Raw genomic sequence first — 16,064 nt, forward strand, 5'->3', positions numbered from 1 at the left:
CGTGTCTGCGACGGTCGGCGGTCCAGCCGCTCCCACCGCGGTAGCCAGGCCACCGCTGGTGGGCGAATTCGCCAACACCCGGGCGTTGCTCGACGCGGCGGCGCAGGTACACGGCGAGCGGGACGCCTACGTCGAACAGGACGGCACGCGAATCGGTTTCGCACAGTGGATCGGCCGGGCCCGCCGCCTCGCCACACATCTGGCAGAGCGCGGGGTACGCAAGGGCGACGTCGTCGCACTGATGTTGCCTTCGGGCATCGACTATGCGGTCTGCTATTGCGCCGCAGCGTTTCTGGGTGCCGTCACCACCGGCTTGAATCCGCGGCTCGGCCCACGCGAGACCGACTCGATCCTGCTCGGCGTCACGCCGGCCCTCGTCATCCGCGACACCGACGCGGGCCTGCCCGAAGTTCCCGAGGGGATCGCCGTCCTGCCCCGTTCGGAACTCGTCGCTGCCGAGGGACGCGCGACCGACGCCCTACCCGATGTGGTTCTCACCCGCAGCGACCCTGTCTCGATCATCTTCACGAGTGGAACGACCGGCCTCCCCAAGGGGGCATGGTTCGATTCCGACAACCTCGCAGCGTCCGCGATGGCGTCCGGCATCATGAGCGCACCCTACGACCGCCGACTGACGTCGACACCATTCCCGCACGCAGGTTTCATGTCGAAACTCTGGGACCAACTGATCTGGGGAACGACCGTCGTCATCTCCCCCGTTCCGTGGTCGGCCGCAAAAATGTTCGCGGTGCTGAGGAACGAGCGGATCACGGTCGGTGGTGGCGTTCCCACCCAGTGGGCAAAGCTGCTCGACGAACCCGGCGTGAACCGTGAATCCCTGCCGCACCTTCGTGTCGGCGTCGTCGCAAGCGCGCCCGCCGCTCCCGAACTGGTCGAGAAGACCGCCGCCCTGATCGGCGTTCCCCTCGTCGTTCGATACGCCATGACCGAATCTCCCACCGTCTGTGGCACCGAGCCCACGGATCCGCCCTCGGTGCAATTCCGGACTGTCGGCCGCCCCCAGACCGGGATGGCGGTGCGCGTCACCCGCGAGGACGGCGCGGAGCTACCCAACGGGGAGATCGGACGCATTCGCGTGAAGGGCGGCTGCGTGATGCGGGGCTACTGGAACGCACCCGCGCGCACAACCGAAGCCTTCGACGCCGACGGCTACTTCGTCACCGGCGACCTGGGCATGCTGACCGAAGAAGGCAACGTGGTCCTGGCCGGCCGGACCGGAGACCTCTACATTCGCGGAGGCTTCAACGTCCACCCCGTCGAGGTCGAACAGGTGCTCGCCGAGCACCCGGAGGTCCGGGACGCAGCGGTGATCGGCTACTCCGCTCGAGTGATCGGGGAGATAGGAGTCGCGTTCGTCGTTCCCATGTCTCCCACCAGGACACCGTCGTTGCCGGAACTCCGCGCGTGGATCACCACGCGACTCGCGGACTACAAGGCACCCGATCACCTCGTGCTCGTCGACGAGATTCCGCTGACCGCCATGTCGAAGACCGACCGGGCCCGGCTGCGGGAACTCGTCGACGCGCACCCGCCGACCCGGCGAAACACAGAGAAGGGACCTCGGCCGTGATCGACGAACACGAAGCGCTCCTGCACGAGACCGTGACCACCGACCGCCTCGCAAACCTGCGCGATGTCGGCGGTCTGCGTCTCACCGACGGCGGTACCACCCGCACCGGAATCCTCTACCGCAGCGATGCACCCTACTCCGGGGACTCGCTACCCGAACATGTTGCACCGTGGCCACCCGTCGCGGTCGTGGATCTGCGCTCATCCGCCGAACGCGATCGCGCACATTTCGAATGGACGCAACCGACGGTCTCCCACCACCGGCCTCTGCACGACGCTGCGGCACCGACCGACCGACGTCCACCGGATCTCACCGCACTGTACTCGCAGATCCTCGATACCGTACCCGACCGCGTGGCCGGTCTGCTCGCGCTCGTCTCCAGGGCGGACGGCCCGATTCTCGTGCACTGCGCGGCAGGCAAGGACCGCACCGGCGTCGTGGTCGCCTCGCTTCTTCTCGGTGCAGGAGTCGAGCCCTCCGAAGTGATCGCAGACTATCTCTTGACGGCCGGAAACATGAACGACCTCCGCAGACGGTGGACGGCCCGGTCCCACGCGGGTCAGCATCGTCCCGTCGTGGACGAGAAGTGGTTGCTCACACCGGAAGAAGCCATCACCGCAGTCATCGACCGACTACAGGGGTGGCGCACCGGTCCGGACGGCTGGCTCGTCGATCACGGTGCCAACCGAGACGACCTGCGGGCGTGGCGGCACCGACTGCGTGCCTGATGTCACCCCGCGATGGACAGTCCCTCACCCGACTCACACACACTGACGAAAGGTAACGCCATGAAGGTCCACATCGAACTCGAGCAATGCGAAGGCCACGGTATGTGCGCCGCCACCGAACCGGACCTCTATGAACTCGACGACGACGGATTCGCCGCCACCACCGATTTCGACGTGGCGGAGTCGCAGATCGGACAGGCCGAGTCCGGCGCCTCGGCCTGCCCGATGAGTGCGATCAAGCTGCTACGCAGCTGAATCGGTATTAGGTCAGCTGTTACGAGTACCGAAGTCGATATCGGCCCGTCCGGAGATGGGTGTGAAACCGTCTCTGTCCATCCAGGACGGGTGCGCCACATGCCCCTCGGCCGGACGTGCCCACTCGACCCAGTCGCCCCAATCACGCCGCCTGAGTGGGGAATCCGGCATCGGAAATTTCGACGACGCCTCGCGGAACTCGGCGGCGAACTTCTTCATCTCGTACATCACCCACCAGTCCTCCTGCGCGGACCACTTTCCCCGTCCCGCATACGTGAGTACCTGTAGTGAGTCGAAACCGAGGGCCGGTGCACCCGGTTCCGGATTGTCGGCCCGGTTGACCACTTTGTACACCACCCGATCGTCGTCGATCGTGTACCAGACGAGCGGGTTGTACACATACGGGGCAGCACCCATAGTGCCTTCGAGATAGCGCGAGATCTCCGAGGGCCCGGTGAACATGCCGTAGAAGTGATCTCGGTAGATACCATCGTCGGTGAACAGCTGCGCCATCGCGTCCCAGTTCTCCGAAATGGGGCCCACAGTGAAGTAGTGCCGGAAGGCGCCCTCCACTTCGGTACGGTCATACCTGGTCATGAGTTGCCTTTCAGACGTGCGCGGAAGAATTGTCGAGGCCGGGGAGAAGTACCGCGAGCGGGGAGACGTCACCGAGCGATCGCAGTAGGTCGTTCAGGTGCGTGCAGGATCCGACACCGTGGAAGTCCGAGCCGACCAGGCGCTCGATCTCCGTGACCTTGCGCCCGACAAGGCGTTGCGCGCCGGCCACCGCACCAGGGCATTCCGGCCAGGGCAGGACCCGCGGAGTGACGGTCAACCGCTGCACCGTCAACGTGCGTGAGTCGACCAGAACGTCGGTCCCGTACTCGTGCACCACGGTTTCGATCCCGGCGGCGTTCACGTAGGTGTCGCGGAACATCGCGTCCACCGACAGTTCCGCGTCATCGCCCACACTCACGTCGATCCGCCGAATGCGTCGCATCGACCCCGGCCGAAGTTCACTCATAGGGTGCCAGCCCGCGCCCACCCGGACGAGGTCCGGCGCCTGCGGGCCGTTGACGAGGGGAGGTGCCCCGTCTCGCGCGACGCCCGTCATCATCGTTCCCCCGGCTGCGAACCCGGCACAGTAATCGGCCCGTGCGAGGGCACCGCGCCCACCGAGGCGCCGCTGCTGCTCTGCGGAGAGTTCGCGGGTCAGTGCATATCCCGAGATGACGGTCGCCACCGGGACGTCGTCCAGTAGTCGCGCGATGACGCTGCCCTGATCGTGAGGTGCGAGGCAACCCTTCGCCGCTTTGCGAAACCCTGACGCTACGGAGAGACCGATCAGTGGTGTGAGGTCGGCCGCCGCGGCGCCGTCGGCGATGTCCGTGACGATGCGCCCTCGGCCAAGGTCGACGTCGACATCGACGGCGCCCCCGCCGGTTCGCGACCACTCCCCTGCCTTGTCCGTCACGACATCGACTCCGGCCCCGCGGAGTTGGAGAAGGTCGGAGTGTCCCCGTGGGCGTTCGATGTCCACAGACGTCGTGCGACGGACCGAACACGGACGGCGCGCAGGCGTGCTGGTCGACGGTGCATGGATACCATGCTTCGGGATCAGAAGATTCTCAGTCATGTACTTCATTGATATCTTGTGCCTCAGTGTTTTTCAAGACCGAGCGCCATCCCGCGAGACTGTCGATCGAACGCGCGGCGACGCTGATGTGATCGGACACCGCTCCCCACCGCGCGACCAGCGCGTCCGCGACCTCCTCCACGGAGCCCACGACGGCGAACGCTGCGAGAACGTCGTCGTCGATCAGGCTTCGCATGACGTCCCACTCCCCCGCTTTCGACAGTGCATACAACTTCTCGTGAAGTCCGGCCCATCCGTGCAGATCGAGCACGCCCCGATAGGCGGGCGTGGATCCGTAGAAGGCGATCTGCCCGCGCACGTGGTCGCGGGCTGCCGCGATCTCGTCCGCGGTGGTACCGCACGCCACCATTGGGGTGACCCCGATGGTGAAATCCCTTCGAGGCCGGCCCGAACACGACAATCCTTCTTGCACACTGGGTAGTACGACCTCGGCAAGGTAACGGTCGGTGACGAAGGAATGCACGAGAAACCCGTCTGCGACCTCTCCTGCCACGCGTGACATCGCCTCTCCGACACCGGCGAGTTGGACGGGTGGGCGCCCGAACGGATTCGGTCCGGGATCGAACATCGGTGTCATCAGGGTGTGCTGGTAGAACTCCCCGTCGAAATCCAACGGCGAACCGGTCTCCCACGCGTCCCAGATGGCGTGCAGTGCCTGTACGTATTCGCGCATCCGTGCCGCGGGCCGCGACCACGGCATGCTGAACCGCCGGGTGATGTGCGGCTTCACCTGACTCCCGAGACCGAGCCGGAGGCGTCCGTGTGAGAGCGCCTGCACGTCGTTGGCCGCGACCGCGGTCACCATCGGCGTTCTCGCGAACGCGACGTAGATACTCGTCCCCAGCGTCATCGTCGACGTCGTCTGCGACGCCGCGGCCAGGAGAAGCAAGGGATCGTGGCTGGTTTCACCGAGGAAGAAGCCGCCGAACCCGACGTTCTCGGCGCGGTGTGCAATCTCGGCGGCGCGTCCGGTTCCCGGGTCGACGACCACATCGAACGACGGACGCCCACAGACTTCGGATTTCATGTCACTCCAGACGGGAGACGGCAACTCTACTCGGACCGAGCAGTGTATTAGGTCAACGTAATTGGGAGAGTCTCGCCTCTTCCCTCTGACGATTAGAGCAGATACCTTCTATTCAGTCCACGGAATTGCCCAGGAGGGTATATGGCACGACCAGATGACGAGACTGCGTCCACCAGTGAGGGGCCACCGCGTCCCCGCGCCGCGGATGTGGCGCGGGCGATCGAGGACGAGATCGTCGCAGCCGGGTGGCGGGTGGGTGAGGCACTCGGATCCGAGACCAGCCTGATGGCACGGTTCGGAGTGGGACGTTCGGTCATCCGGGAAGCGTGCCGGATTCTGGAGAGCCGGCACGTCGCGAAGCCCCGCCGCGGACCGGGCGGCGGCCTCGTCGTGACCGCACCCGAGCGGTCCGCTGTGCTCGACCACGCCTCGCTGTACCTCGAGTACGCGGGTTTTGCTGCCGCCGACCTGTTCGAGACGATGGAAACGTTGGAGACCGCCGCAGCAGCGCAGTTGTCCGCAACGATCGATCCGGCGGGAGTCGACAGACTCCGTCAGGTGCTGGCCGAGGAAACCCGCTCGGACGACCTGCGTGCGCAGGCTGTCACCGTGCACACGGAGATCGCCCGCCTGACAGGTAATCCGGTACTCGAGTTGTTCATGCACATCGGCAACAACCTTGCCCGCATCCACGGCGTCAGCCCGACAGAGGCGGAACGTCGGTGGATTCACGAGCGGAACGTCGAACTGGTCGACGCGATCATCGCGGGGGACGCGGTTGCCGCGCAGCGCAACGTGCGCCGACGCATCCGTGCCATGACGCGGCGACAGGCCGTGTCGGCGGACAGGACACCGACATTCACCGATACCGAAGCAAAGGCCACGAGCGATGACCGACAGTGACAACGCGATCCCCCGCACATCCGGCCCCGACGAGGACAGCGGCAACCTGGTCGTCGCCGAGCAACGCGGCAGCGTGCGCATGCTCACACTCAACCGGCCGAGGGTGCGCAACGCGTTGAGCAGATCCCTCAGCGCCGAACTGGTGCACGCCCTCCGCGCGTCCGACGCCGATCCCACCGTCACGGTTGTCCTGCTCACCGGCGCCGGCGGAGCCTTCTGCTCTGGCGTCGACCTGAAGGATCTCGCCGAGAGCGGCTTCGACGGCGCAGAAGCGACGGACGGCAACTGCATCACCTACGTCGCCGAACTCGTGACGCCGGTCATCGGTCTCGTCAGCGGCCCCGCAGTGACAGGAGGGTTCGAGCTGGCTCTCGCATGCGACTTCCTGATCGCGGGCGAGTCCGCCCGATTCGCCGATACCCATTGCCGGGTGGGCATCGTCCCTGGTGGAGGTCTGACGGCTCGACTCGCCGAGGCGGTCGGAGTTCGTCGTGCTCGCCAGATGAGTGCCACCGGCTGCTATATCGACGCCCGTACCGCGCTGTCCTGGGGCCTGGTGAACGAGATCGTCGACGACCGCGAGCTGGCCGACCGTGGGTGGGCCGTGGCCGACGCATTCTCGGCGGCCGACAAGCCCACACTCGACGCGGTGTGGCAACTGTACGACGCGGTGTCGGCCGACGGTACCGCCGATGCCGTCCACCGGGAAGCCGCCCTGAACCGCTCCTGGTCGGCCGCCGCGTCCGCTGTCGCAGCGCGCACGGCGGGCGTCGTCGCTCACGGACGTGGGCAGGCACGCAATTCCTCACCCGCCGAATAGGATCGGCCGAATCGAAAGGAGCCACCCATGGCTCTGGCAATCACCGACGAACACCGCCAACTCGCCGACGCCGCCACGGCCTTCCTGTCCCGTCACGGTTCGTTGGCCACCGCCCGGGAGTCGCTGGACACATCGAACAAGTCCCTCCCGCCGTTCTGGGAGGCGATGGCCGAACTCGGATGGATGGGTCTGCACCTGCCCGACAGTTACGGAGGCTCCGGATACGGCATCGCCGAGTTGTGTGTCGTTCTCGAAGCGACGGGGCACGGTCTGGTGCCCGGTCCGTTCCTGCCCACCGTGCTGGCGTCCGCGATTCTGTGCGACCACGGAACCGATGAACTGAGACAAAAGCTCCTTCCTGGACTCGCCGACGGTTCCCTGGTCGCGGGATTCGGTTCGGGTGGCACCTGGGTTGTCGACCACCAGGGACTCGAGGGCCGATCCGAGGGAGTGCTCACCCCTGGCTTCGCCGACGTTCTCCTCCTTCTCTCGCACGAGGACGTCCTCGTAGTCGACGCCGACGCCGACGGTCTGGCCGTGGAGATCCTGCCCGGACTCGATCCCACACGGCAGATCGGGCGTGTGACCGCACGGAAGGTCCCCCTGTCGGCGGTCACCATCCTGCCCGGTGCAGCGCCGGCGGCCCGGACGCGGCTGCGCACGCTGGCATCGGCCGAAGCCCTCGGCAGTGCCCTGGCGTGCGTCGAGATGTCGAAGCGGTACGCCCTCGAGCGAGTTCAGTTCGGCCGCCCGATCGGCACATTCCAGGCCGTGAAGCACCACCTCGCGAACATGCTGCTCGACGCCGAACTCACCGTGGCCGCCACCTGGGATGCTGCCCGCATCACCGCCCCCGGCCGAGCCGGCCTCGCGGCAGCCGTCGCCGCGACATACGCACGCCGCGCCCAAATCCACTGCGCTCGGACGAACATCCAGTTGCACGGCGGTATCGGATTCACGTGGGACCACGATGCTCATCTGTACCTGCGCCGAGCCGAATCCCTCCAGTCTTTCGTCGCCGAATGCGGTAGTGCGGCACACGCAGTCGCGGAGGGGTACCGCGCCGACCCGACGCCCCGCCTCACGCTCGACCTTCCGCCCGAGGCGCAGGAATACCGGACGGCGGCGCGAGAGGCCCGCGATCAATGGCAATCACTCCCCGAGGATCGACAGCGCGCGTTCCTGGTCGACAGCGGATACCTCGTGCCGCACTGGAAGAAGCCGTGGGGTCTGGCAGCCGACCCGGTCCAACAACTCGTCGTCGAAGAGGAGTTCCGCACCACACCGGTTCCCGACCTGTCGATCACTGGATGGATTGCTCTCACCATCTCCGAGTTGGGGACCCCCGACCAGCAGCGACGGTGGGTGAAGTCGGTGCTGCTCGGAGAGACGCAATGGTGCCAGCTCTTCAGCGAGCCCGGGGCAGGCTCCGACGCTGCCGCGATCCGCACATCGGCGGTCCGGGTCGAGGGCGGGTGGCGCGTCACCGGACAGAAGATCTGGACGAGCCTCGCCCACGAATCCGATTGGGGAATCGCGACCGTCCGTACCGACCCTCGGGCACCAAAGCACGCGGGCATCACGATGATGGCCGTCGATCTCGCAGCGGAGGGTGTCAACGTGCGCCCCATCCGCGAACTCAACGGTCAGGCCGGCTTCAACGAGGTATTTCTCGACGAGGTCTTCGTTCCGGATTCCGACGTTCTCGGCGAGGTAGGAGCAGGGTGGAAGGTCGCGCGAGCGACGTTCGGCAACGAGAGAGTGTCGATCGGAGCCGGTGCGGGATCCGTTCCTCTCGCCGCGACCGATCTTCTCGCAATGGCCACGAACGAGGACCTCCGCGAGGTCGGTGAACTGCTGGCCGAAGGCCACGCGCTCCGACTGCTCAACCTCCGACAGGCCTCACGCGCTGTCCAGGGGGCGGACCCCGGCCCGGAAGCAGCCCTGTCCAAGCTCGTCAAAGCCGAACACTCCCAGAAGATCACGGACCTCGGTATGCGTCTGGGCGGGTTGGCCGCAACGACCGGCGAGCTTCCGGTGGTAGAGGAGTCGTATCTGTTCGCCCGCTGCCTCACGATCGCCGGGGGCAGCTCCGAGGTGATGCGCAATCACATCGCCGAACGCATCCTGGGACTTCCCCGAGACCCGATACTGACCTGAAACACGTGATCGGCCTCGGTCCCGAGGGACCGAGGCCGATCATCAGCGTCGACTCTGCGGCTATCCGCCCAATCGCAGTCCTGCGGCCCGGGTCCGGAACACGTCCGTGCCCATGACTGCGCCGAGCTTGTTCGCATCCCAGCGCTTCCCGCCGTTGGAGACCGTGGAGACCGGTGTCCAGCCCTGGAGCCACTGAATGTTCTCGCCGAGCGCCTTGATTACCTGCCCGCTCACATGCCCCGCCTCCGGGCTGGCGAGCCACGCGACCACGGGTGAGCCGAGAGACGGATCCTTCGGATCGAACTCGTCCTCGCCGCGCTCGTCCGGTTCGATCGGGGCGTCGGCGCCGGCCATGGTGGCGGACATCCGAGTGCGGCCACCGGGGCTGATCGCGTTGACCGTCGCACCGATCGACGCGAGCTCGAGGCTGAGCGTCTGGGTCAGACCGACGATGGCAGCCTTGGCAGCACCGTAGTTCGATTGGCCGAAGTGTCCGAGCAGGCCGGCACCGGACGTGGTGTTGATGATCCGGCCGTAGACCTTGGAACCCGACGCCTTGGATTCCTCCCGCCACTTGCGGGCCACCGCGCGGCTGGTCAGCCAGCTACCTCGCACATGCACACGCATGACGAGATCGAAATCGTCCGCGCTCATGTTCCAGATCGCCCGGTCACGGACGATGCCCGCGTTGTTGACCACGATGTCGAGCCGTCCGAGCTCCGAATACGCACGTTCGACCAGCCCTTCGACCTGTTCTTCGTCGCCGATGTCGCTGAAATCGGAAATTGCCTCGCCGCCGCGATCTTTGATGATCTGCACGACCTCGTCGGCGACTTTTCCGGTGCCCTCCCCGTCGATCGAGGTCCCGAGGTCGTTGACGATCACCGTCGCGCCGTGCTTGGCAAGTTCCAGGGCGTGCCCACGACCGATGCCGTGACCCGAACCCGTGACCAGCGCAACCTTACCGTCGAGCAATCCGCTCATTGTGTGTGTCTCCTTGCAATTGTCGAATGGCCCGTGCGTCTACACACCGGCAGGACGGAACACCGTGGCATCGATGTCTTCGGTGATCGCCCGAAAGTCCACCTGCACGGGCATCCCCACTTCGAGATCGGAGGGTTCGCAACCTTCGATGTTGGTCATCAGTCGCGGCCCTTCCTCGAGTTCTACGATCGCCGCGACGTAGGGCAGCCTGCCTTTGAACGGATGCAGATCATTGACGTAGACGGTGGAATAGGTGTAGAGGGTTCCTCGCCCGCTCGCCTCCACCTGGACCACGTCCTCACTCCAGCAGGACGGGCAGAATGGACGCGGATAATGGTGGACTTTCCCGCAGGCGTTACATTGTGCGATGAGGAGACGGCCCTCCTTCGCTGCGGCCCAGTACGGGCGACTCTCGTTCTCGATGGTCGGGATGTCGGCGCGCGGCTTCTCTGCCGGGGCTGCGGCAGTCTTGTCAGTCATGCTGGTCACCACCCCACGAACTCCGCGGAGCGCTTCTCCACGAACGCACGTACGCCCTCGCCCGCATCGTGCGAGTAGGACTGGATCTCCTGCGCCATGGCCTCCTCGGTGAAGGCGCTGGCGCGATCACCGTCCGGCGAGTTGTTGAAGAGTCGTTTCGTCAGCGCGATCGCACTGGTCGGCGCAGCAGCCAGTCGACCGACGAAATCGTCCACCGCCGTATCCAGTTCATCCACCGGAACGACGCGGTTGACCAGGCCCAGAGACAGTGCCTCCCGAGCCGGAAGCTTCTCACCGAAGAAGACCATCTCCTTGGCCTTCTGCATGCCGATCCTGCGCGGCAGCAGGTACGCGCCGCCGCCGTCCACCACCAACCCGCGCTTGACGAAGGACTCTGCGAAGTAGGCCTGCTCGGTCGCGATCACCAGGTCCGACGCGTAGGCGAGGTGAGCCCCGATGCCTGCAGCGGCACCCTGTACGACAGTGACCACCGGCTTGCCGCAATCGAGCACTGATGCCACCAGGCGTTGCGCTCCGTTCATGATCGTGCGCATCGGTGTGGTCACACGTTTGACGTTCTTCGCATGCCCGTCAGCGAGTTTCACCACGTCTGCGCCTGCGCAGAAGTGCCGTCCGTTCGCTTTCAGCAGGACCACGCGGACATCGGTATTCACATCCGCGTCGGCGAACAACTCGATCAGCAGGTCGCGGTCGTCAGGCCTGATGGCGTTGGCCGCATACGGTCGGTTCAAGGTGATCGTCATAACCCCGTGTTCGACCCGGTGCAGAACGGATGTGCCGAGGTCCCGCTCGGCGATCGTCTCGGTCACTGATGTCTCCTCGCGAATTGTCGTCACTTGACTGTGTACTGCGCGTCGAGATGTTTGATGCCGTTCAAGAAGTTCGACCGCAGCACCGCAGGCTCCCCCACTGCCCGAATGTCCGGGTACCGCCGGAACAGTTCCCGGAACGCGACGTCGAGTTCGAGTCGCGCGAGGTGTGCACCCAGGCAGAAATGCGGTCCGGGAGCACCGAACGCGAGATGCGGATTGGGGTTACGGGAAATATCGAATGTGAACGGATCTACGAACACGGACTCGTCACGATTGGCGGAGTTGTACCACAACACCACCTTGTCGCCCTGAGAAAACACCTGCTCTCCCAGACGGACACCGTCTCGCGTCACCGTGCGGCGCATGTGCACTACGGGACTGGCCCACCGCAGCAATTCCTCGATGGCTGCCGGCGCCAGGCTGTCGTAGTCCGCCATCCAAATGTCGCGCTGGTCTGGATTTCTCGTGAGTACGAAAAGGCCGTGTGTGATGACGTTGCGGGTCGTCTCGTTGCCCGCGCCCACGAGCAGAATGAAGAACTTGGCCATCTCCTGGGGAGTGAGATTCTCGCCCTCCGCCGCCACGAGTTTGGTGATCAGGTCGTCCTTGGGATGTGCGATTCGCTCTTCCGACAGCGATCGCAGTAGGTCGATGAGCCCTTCGCTGGCCGCGGTCACGGCCTTGCCGATACCGGCCGCGGATTGATCCTCGATGTACTCTGCATCGCTCGCACCGAGAATGGTGTTGGTGGCCTCGAGAATGAACTTCTCGTGCTCACGAGGTATGCCCAGGAGATTGTCGATGATGCGGAGCGGCAGCAATGCCGCGAAGTCGCTCACGAAGTCGCACTCCCCCGATGACGGCATTTCGTCGAGGATCTCCCGGACGGTGGTCTCGACCTCGCTCCGGATACCCTCGAGGCTCTTGTTCGTGAAACCACGGGAGACGATCTTGCGCATGCGGGCATGCTCGGGGTTGTCCATGTCGATGATCGAGCCGCGATACTCGCGGAGCTTCTGCGGCTGATCGAAGATCTGCGTACCCTCACCCGAGCAGAAATCGTCGGGCCGGCGGCTGACCTCGAGCACGTCCGCGTGACGGGTCAGGGCCCAGAAGCCCTTCTCTCCGTCACCCGCCCGGCCCGGCAGCGGGACGAATGCACGCGGATTGTCGCGGCGCAGGCCTGCGAACAACGCATCACGTTCTGCCGCCCCGTTCTGCCACCACGTGAGGTCGTTCAGTGGAGTGGACGCGACCTCGTCGGTTTCAATCATTGGCACCGCCTCGATTCTTCGTAAGTGGGGACCCGCGCCGCACGGCACCTTCGGCCGACGGCCGAGTCGGACTGGGATGGTCGCGCACCCCACTCTGTGACCCGGGTTACTCGCTCACCCGATTCTGGCATTAGTGTCACCAATTGGCAACTACCACTACCAGCACGTTTATACACACTGTTTGACTATCGCCGAGTAGCAACTGGCTATATCGTCACCTTGAGTACTATTCATTCTCGAACGGAGTCGACGTGTCGCCCCAGTCATCGCAACCATCTCGAGCCCTTCCCCGGCCGATCAGTTCAGCGGCGCTGGTCATCAGCGAATGCCAGCACGGGATTCTGGAACCCGGGAGGTCGGTCTCGCCGGGACTTGCACACGAGGTCGCGCGACGCGGCGTGGTGCCACGCACAGCGCAGCTTGCGCAGGCTTTCCGCGCTCGCGGTCTGCCTGTGTTCCACTGCGTCATCGAACATCGCCAGGACCAGAAGGGGATGCTGCCCAACTCGTATCTCGGGACGATGGCACTGCGGAGCCGCGGGATGAGCACGGGCAGTATCGATGTCGAGATCCCGCACGAACTGGGCCCCGAACCGAGCGACATCGTGAGCAGTCGAGCCACCGGACTGACGGCATTCTACGGAACGAACCTCGACGCGATGCTGCGGTTGCAGAAGGTGGCAACCCTGGTGCTGGCAGGCGTTTCCACGAACATCGCACTTCCGGGACTTGCCCTCGAAGCCGTGAATCGCGGCTACGATGTCATCCTCGCAGAGGACTGTACGGCGGGTTCGTCGGACGAGGTACACACCTTCATGGTGGCGAATCTGCTCACCGTGTTGACACGGGTCAGTTCGGCAGCGGACGTGATCGACCGGCTACCGAACTGACCTGCCCTGCCCTGCCCTGCCAGAAGGTTCAGCCCGCCACCGAGGCCAGATTCTCGGCATCGGTGGCGGCGTCACCGTTGATCGAGAATCCGCCGTCGATCGTCACCAACGCGCCGGTGGAAAACGCCGCCTCGTCCGAGACCAACCAGGTTGCGGCATGAGCGATATCCATCGGATTTCCGATACGAGTCAAGCGTCCACCACCGGTGTGATGACCCGAGTCGCCCCGCGACGACACCACCCGTCCCACGAGGATGCAGTTGGCCCGAATACCGTCGGCACTGCCCTCCACCGCCAGTGATCGGGTCAGGCTGTTCACTCCGGCCTTTGCGGCACCATACGCCCCGAAGCCCTTGAAGCCGGCGAGAGACTGTCCCGAGGAGATGTTGAGAATCGAGGCACCCTCCGCACGCGCAAGGTGGGGCCACGCGTACTTCGATGCCCAGAACACGTTGCCCGTCAACGTTCCCGTCATGATTCGCTGCCACTCGTCCGTGGAGTACTCGTGCAGCGGCTTGACGGTACTCGCGACCGCATCGGTGGGCGCAGCGTTGTTCACCAGTGTCGTGAGAGTGCCGAAATGCGCTGCGGTAGCTGCCACCACGTCGCGCACACTGTCCTCCGACGTGACGTCAAGCGGGAAGAACTCCGCTTCACCACCGGCGTCCCGGATTCGGTCGACCACTTTCCGGCCGCGGTCCGCGGTGCGGCCGGTGACCGCCACCTTCGCCCCCTCCGATGCGAAGAGTTCCGCGATCGAACGGCCGATACCTCTGGTCGAGCCGGTGACCAACGCCACCTTTCCTTCGAGTCGTGCTCCCATGCCCGTGCTCCCTTTTACCGTGTGTGTGTCGTCGAAGTCTCGAACGCGCGCCCGAGACGCAGAAGGCCGTTCCGGTGGAACCGGAACGGCCTGAGCGCGATCTACAGAGAATCGCGAAGATTCTCCATGGCCGCCAGGCGGCGAGTGACCATGTCCAGAGCGGAGGCATGATTCGGGTCTTCGCCGGACTGGGATTTCAACTCGGTGAGCCGGTTGCGTGTCGTCTCGATCTCGTCGTCGAGGCGTTCACCGGCTTCGTCGCGGGTCAGGAGATCCTGGTCGGTCCAGTCTGCCGCGTCGATGTCCTTCTCGTGGGCCATGATCGGATCCCGTCACTTTCTGTCGATGCGGGGGAAGTTGTAGAGCCTGCGGGCGTTCAGTTCGACGATCTTGTGCGCGTCGCCATCGGGAACATCCTGGAGCAGTTTCGTGGTGTACTGCCGACTGTTGGGCCAGTTCGAATCCGAATGCGGGTAGTCGCACTCCCACATGATGTTGTCGATACCGATCTTGTCACGCCGGGCGACACCCTCGAAGTCGTCGATGAAGCAACCGTACATATGCTCGCGGAACAGATCCGACGGACGCACTTCCTTGTTCACGTTCTGATACCAGCGGTGCTTCTCCCACGTCAGATCGATCCGCTCGAGCAGGTACGGCATCCACCCGATACCACCCTCCGAGAGCGCAACCTTCAGATTCGGGAACTTGTAGAACACCGGCGAGAACAACAGATCCGCGGTCGCATCCATCGAGTTGGTACCGAAGAGCGCGATCATCACCGCCATCGGCGCCTCCGGAGAGGTGATCGGCGCCTTACCCGAGGAGCCGAAATGCATGCACAGCGGCATCTTCGTCTCCTCCGCGGCACGGAAGACCGGATCCCAGAAATCGGTGTAGAACGACGGCAACCCGAGCCCGACGGTGTTCTCGGGGAACGTGATCGCCTTCGCCCCCTTCTCCGCGCACCGGTAGATCTCCTTGGCTGCCTCCTGCGGATCCCACAGCGGCAGAATGATCATCGGGATGAACCGGTCCGGGTATGCAGCGCACCATTCGTCGAGGTGAAAGTCGTTCCACGCCTTCACCGAGAGCAGTGCAAGTTCCTTGTCCTCGGCTTCGAGGAAGACGGTGCCGGAGAACCGCGGGAAGGACGGGAAGCACAACGCAGCCTGCACGCCGTCGATATCCATGTCCGCCACCCGCGCCTTCGGGTCGTAACACCCCGGCAGCATGTCGGAGTACCGGGTGGGATCCATCCCGTATTCCTGCGGCTTCTTGCCCGCCACCGCATTGAGGCCGATGTTCGGATAGATCCGGCCCTCGTACGACCACACCTGAGCGAGCTTCTTCTCCCTCGGGGCGGAGTCTCCCTGGCGGGCGGCATCGAGGAGAGCGGCCGACAAACCCTCGTCGCCGTGGCTCTGGCTCATGTCCATCTCGACGATCCGCGGGCCCTGCTCGTGGAACTTCTTGGGCAGGCGATCGGTCCACAGGTTCGGGGGCTCGATCAAATGGTCGTCTACGGAGATCAATTGCATATGGTCTTGAAGCGGCACTGCTACTCCTACTCGAACAATGGCACGATCCGGGTAGCGCGTCAGTCCCTGCCCGCGGTCTATGCCGATTATCTGACGCT

The 16,064-nt window shown here is 64.8% G+C and carries 17 protein-coding genes; 7 read left to right on the forward strand and 10 right to left on the reverse strand.

Going from position 1 to position 16,064, the window contains the following annotated elements:
- Nucleotide 1 precedes the first annotated feature (1 nt).
- The 3 genes from JVH1_RS40150 to JVH1_RS40160 are packed head-to-tail and all read left to right on the forward strand — an operon-like array spanning nt 2 to nt 2,574.
- Nucleotides 2-1,591, forward strand: a complete 1,590-nt coding sequence (locus tag JVH1_RS40150; protein WP_051033620.1) for a class I adenylate-forming enzyme family protein — start codon at nt 2-4, stop codon at nt 1,589-1,591.
- Nucleotides 1,588-2,319: a tyrosine-protein phosphatase gene (locus JVH1_RS40155; RefSeq protein ID WP_009472451.1), complete on the forward strand. Its 732-nt coding sequence runs from the start codon at nt 1,588-1,590 to the stop codon at nt 2,317-2,319. Before JVH1_RS40150 ends, JVH1_RS40155 begins: the two co-directional genes overlap by 4 nt.
- A gap of 60 nt (nt 2,320-2,379) precedes the next feature.
- On the forward strand, nt 2,380-2,574 hold the full coding sequence (locus tag JVH1_RS40160) for a ferredoxin (RefSeq protein WP_005575118.1): 195 nt from the start codon (nt 2,380-2,382) through the stop codon (nt 2,572-2,574).
- Nucleotides 2,575-2,586: 12 nt separating this feature from the next.
- On the opposite strand, the gene JVH1_RS40165 is transcribed toward JVH1_RS40160, so the two are convergent.
- The 3 genes from JVH1_RS40165 to JVH1_RS40175 form a co-directional block, all read right to left on the reverse strand.
- Nucleotides 2,587-3,171, reverse strand: a complete 585-nt coding sequence (locus tag JVH1_RS40165) for a nuclear transport factor 2 family protein (RefSeq protein WP_043777177.1) — start codon at nt 3,169-3,171, stop codon at nt 2,587-2,589.
- Nucleotides 3,172-3,181: 10 nt separating this feature from the next.
- Complete coding sequence (locus JVH1_RS40170; protein WP_237735056.1) at nt 3,182-4,048, reverse strand: DUF2889 domain-containing protein; 867 nt, start codon at nt 4,046-4,048, stop codon at nt 3,182-3,184.
- A gap of 154 nt (nt 4,049-4,202) precedes the next feature.
- Nucleotides 4,203-5,258 carry a TIGR03617 family F420-dependent LLM class oxidoreductase gene (locus tag JVH1_RS40175; protein ID WP_009472448.1) on the reverse strand — a complete coding sequence of 352 codons (1,056 nt, stop codon included), beginning with the start codon at nt 5,256-5,258 and terminating at the stop codon, nt 4,203-4,205.
- A gap of 141 nt (nt 5,259-5,399) precedes the next feature.
- Here JVH1_RS40175 and JVH1_RS40180 point away from each other — a divergent pair, with 141 nt between their 5' ends.
- From JVH1_RS40180 to JVH1_RS40190, 3 genes are read left to right on the forward strand one after another with little or no spacing between them, the layout of a single operon-like run.
- Nucleotides 5,400-6,161 (forward strand): FadR/GntR family transcriptional regulator, encoded by a 762-nt coding sequence (locus tag JVH1_RS40180; protein WP_009472447.1) that lies wholly within the window; start codon nt 5,400-5,402, stop codon nt 6,159-6,161.
- On the forward strand, nt 6,148-6,981 hold the full coding sequence (locus JVH1_RS40185; RefSeq protein ID WP_009472446.1) for an enoyl-CoA hydratase: 834 nt from the start codon (nt 6,148-6,150) through the stop codon (nt 6,979-6,981). The genes JVH1_RS40180 and JVH1_RS40185 overlap by 14 nt, the downstream gene beginning before the upstream one ends.
- 27 nt (nt 6,982-7,008) lie before the next feature.
- Nucleotides 7,009-9,141, forward strand: a complete 2,133-nt coding sequence (locus JVH1_RS40190) for an acyl-CoA dehydrogenase (protein WP_009472445.1) — start codon at nt 7,009-7,011, stop codon at nt 9,139-9,141.
- A 60-nt stretch (nt 9,142-9,201) separates the two neighbouring features.
- Here the strand turns inward: JVH1_RS40190 and JVH1_RS40195 are convergent, their stop codons facing one another.
- From JVH1_RS40195 to JVH1_RS40210, 4 genes are read right to left on the reverse strand one after another with little or no spacing between them, the layout of a single operon-like run.
- Entirely contained in the window at nt 9,202-10,125 is a 924-nt protein-coding gene (locus tag JVH1_RS40195) for an SDR family NAD(P)-dependent oxidoreductase (protein WP_009472444.1), read from the reverse strand.
- Nucleotides 10,126-10,164: 39 nt separating this feature from the next.
- A complete protein-coding gene (locus JVH1_RS40200) occupies nt 10,165-10,605 on the reverse strand; it encodes a Zn-ribbon domain-containing OB-fold protein (RefSeq protein ID WP_051033619.1) in 441 nt (146 codons plus the stop codon).
- Between the two features lie 5 nt (nt 10,606-10,610).
- Nucleotides 10,611-11,435 carry an enoyl-CoA hydratase/isomerase family protein gene (locus JVH1_RS40205; protein ID WP_009472442.1) on the reverse strand — a complete coding sequence of 275 codons (825 nt, stop codon included), beginning with the start codon at nt 11,433-11,435 and terminating at the stop codon, nt 10,611-10,613.
- Between the two features lie 23 nt (nt 11,436-11,458).
- Nucleotides 11,459-12,712, reverse strand: coding sequence for a cytochrome P450 (locus JVH1_RS40210; protein ID WP_009472441.1), 1,254 nt, complete (start codon nt 12,710-12,712; stop codon nt 11,459-11,461).
- Nucleotides 12,713-12,963: 251 nt separating this feature from the next.
- Here JVH1_RS40210 and JVH1_RS40215 point away from each other — a divergent pair, with 251 nt between their 5' ends.
- The gene (locus JVH1_RS40215; RefSeq protein ID WP_051033615.1) at nt 12,964-13,602 is read left to right on the forward strand and encodes a cysteine hydrolase; all 639 of its coding nucleotides are present in this window, start codon (nt 12,964-12,966) and stop codon (nt 13,600-13,602) included.
- A 28-nt stretch (nt 13,603-13,630) separates the two neighbouring features.
- Here the strand turns inward: JVH1_RS40215 and JVH1_RS40220 are convergent, their stop codons facing one another.
- The 3 genes from JVH1_RS40220 to JVH1_RS40230 all read right to left on the reverse strand — a co-directional run bounded on the left by JVH1_RS40220 (nt 13,631) and on the right by JVH1_RS40230 (nt 15,984).
- Nucleotides 13,631-14,425, reverse strand: coding sequence for an SDR family NAD(P)-dependent oxidoreductase (locus JVH1_RS40220; protein ID WP_009472439.1), 795 nt, complete (start codon nt 14,423-14,425; stop codon nt 13,631-13,633).
- 101 nt (nt 14,426-14,526) lie between these two features.
- Complete coding sequence (locus JVH1_RS40225) at nt 14,527-14,745, reverse strand: hypothetical protein (protein WP_005569386.1); 219 nt, start codon at nt 14,743-14,745, stop codon at nt 14,527-14,529.
- Nucleotides 14,746-14,757: 12 nt separating this feature from the next.
- Nucleotides 14,758-15,984: an amidohydrolase family protein gene (locus JVH1_RS40230; RefSeq protein WP_009472438.1), complete on the reverse strand. Its 1,227-nt coding sequence runs from the start codon at nt 15,982-15,984 to the stop codon at nt 14,758-14,760.
- Nucleotides 15,985-16,064: the final 80 nt, after the last annotated feature.

The sequence above is a fragment of the Rhodococcus sp. JVH1 genome, from assembly GCF_000280725.2.
Classification (GTDB): domain Bacteria; phylum Actinomycetota; class Actinomycetes; order Mycobacteriales; family Mycobacteriaceae; genus Rhodococcus_F; species Rhodococcus_F jostii_A.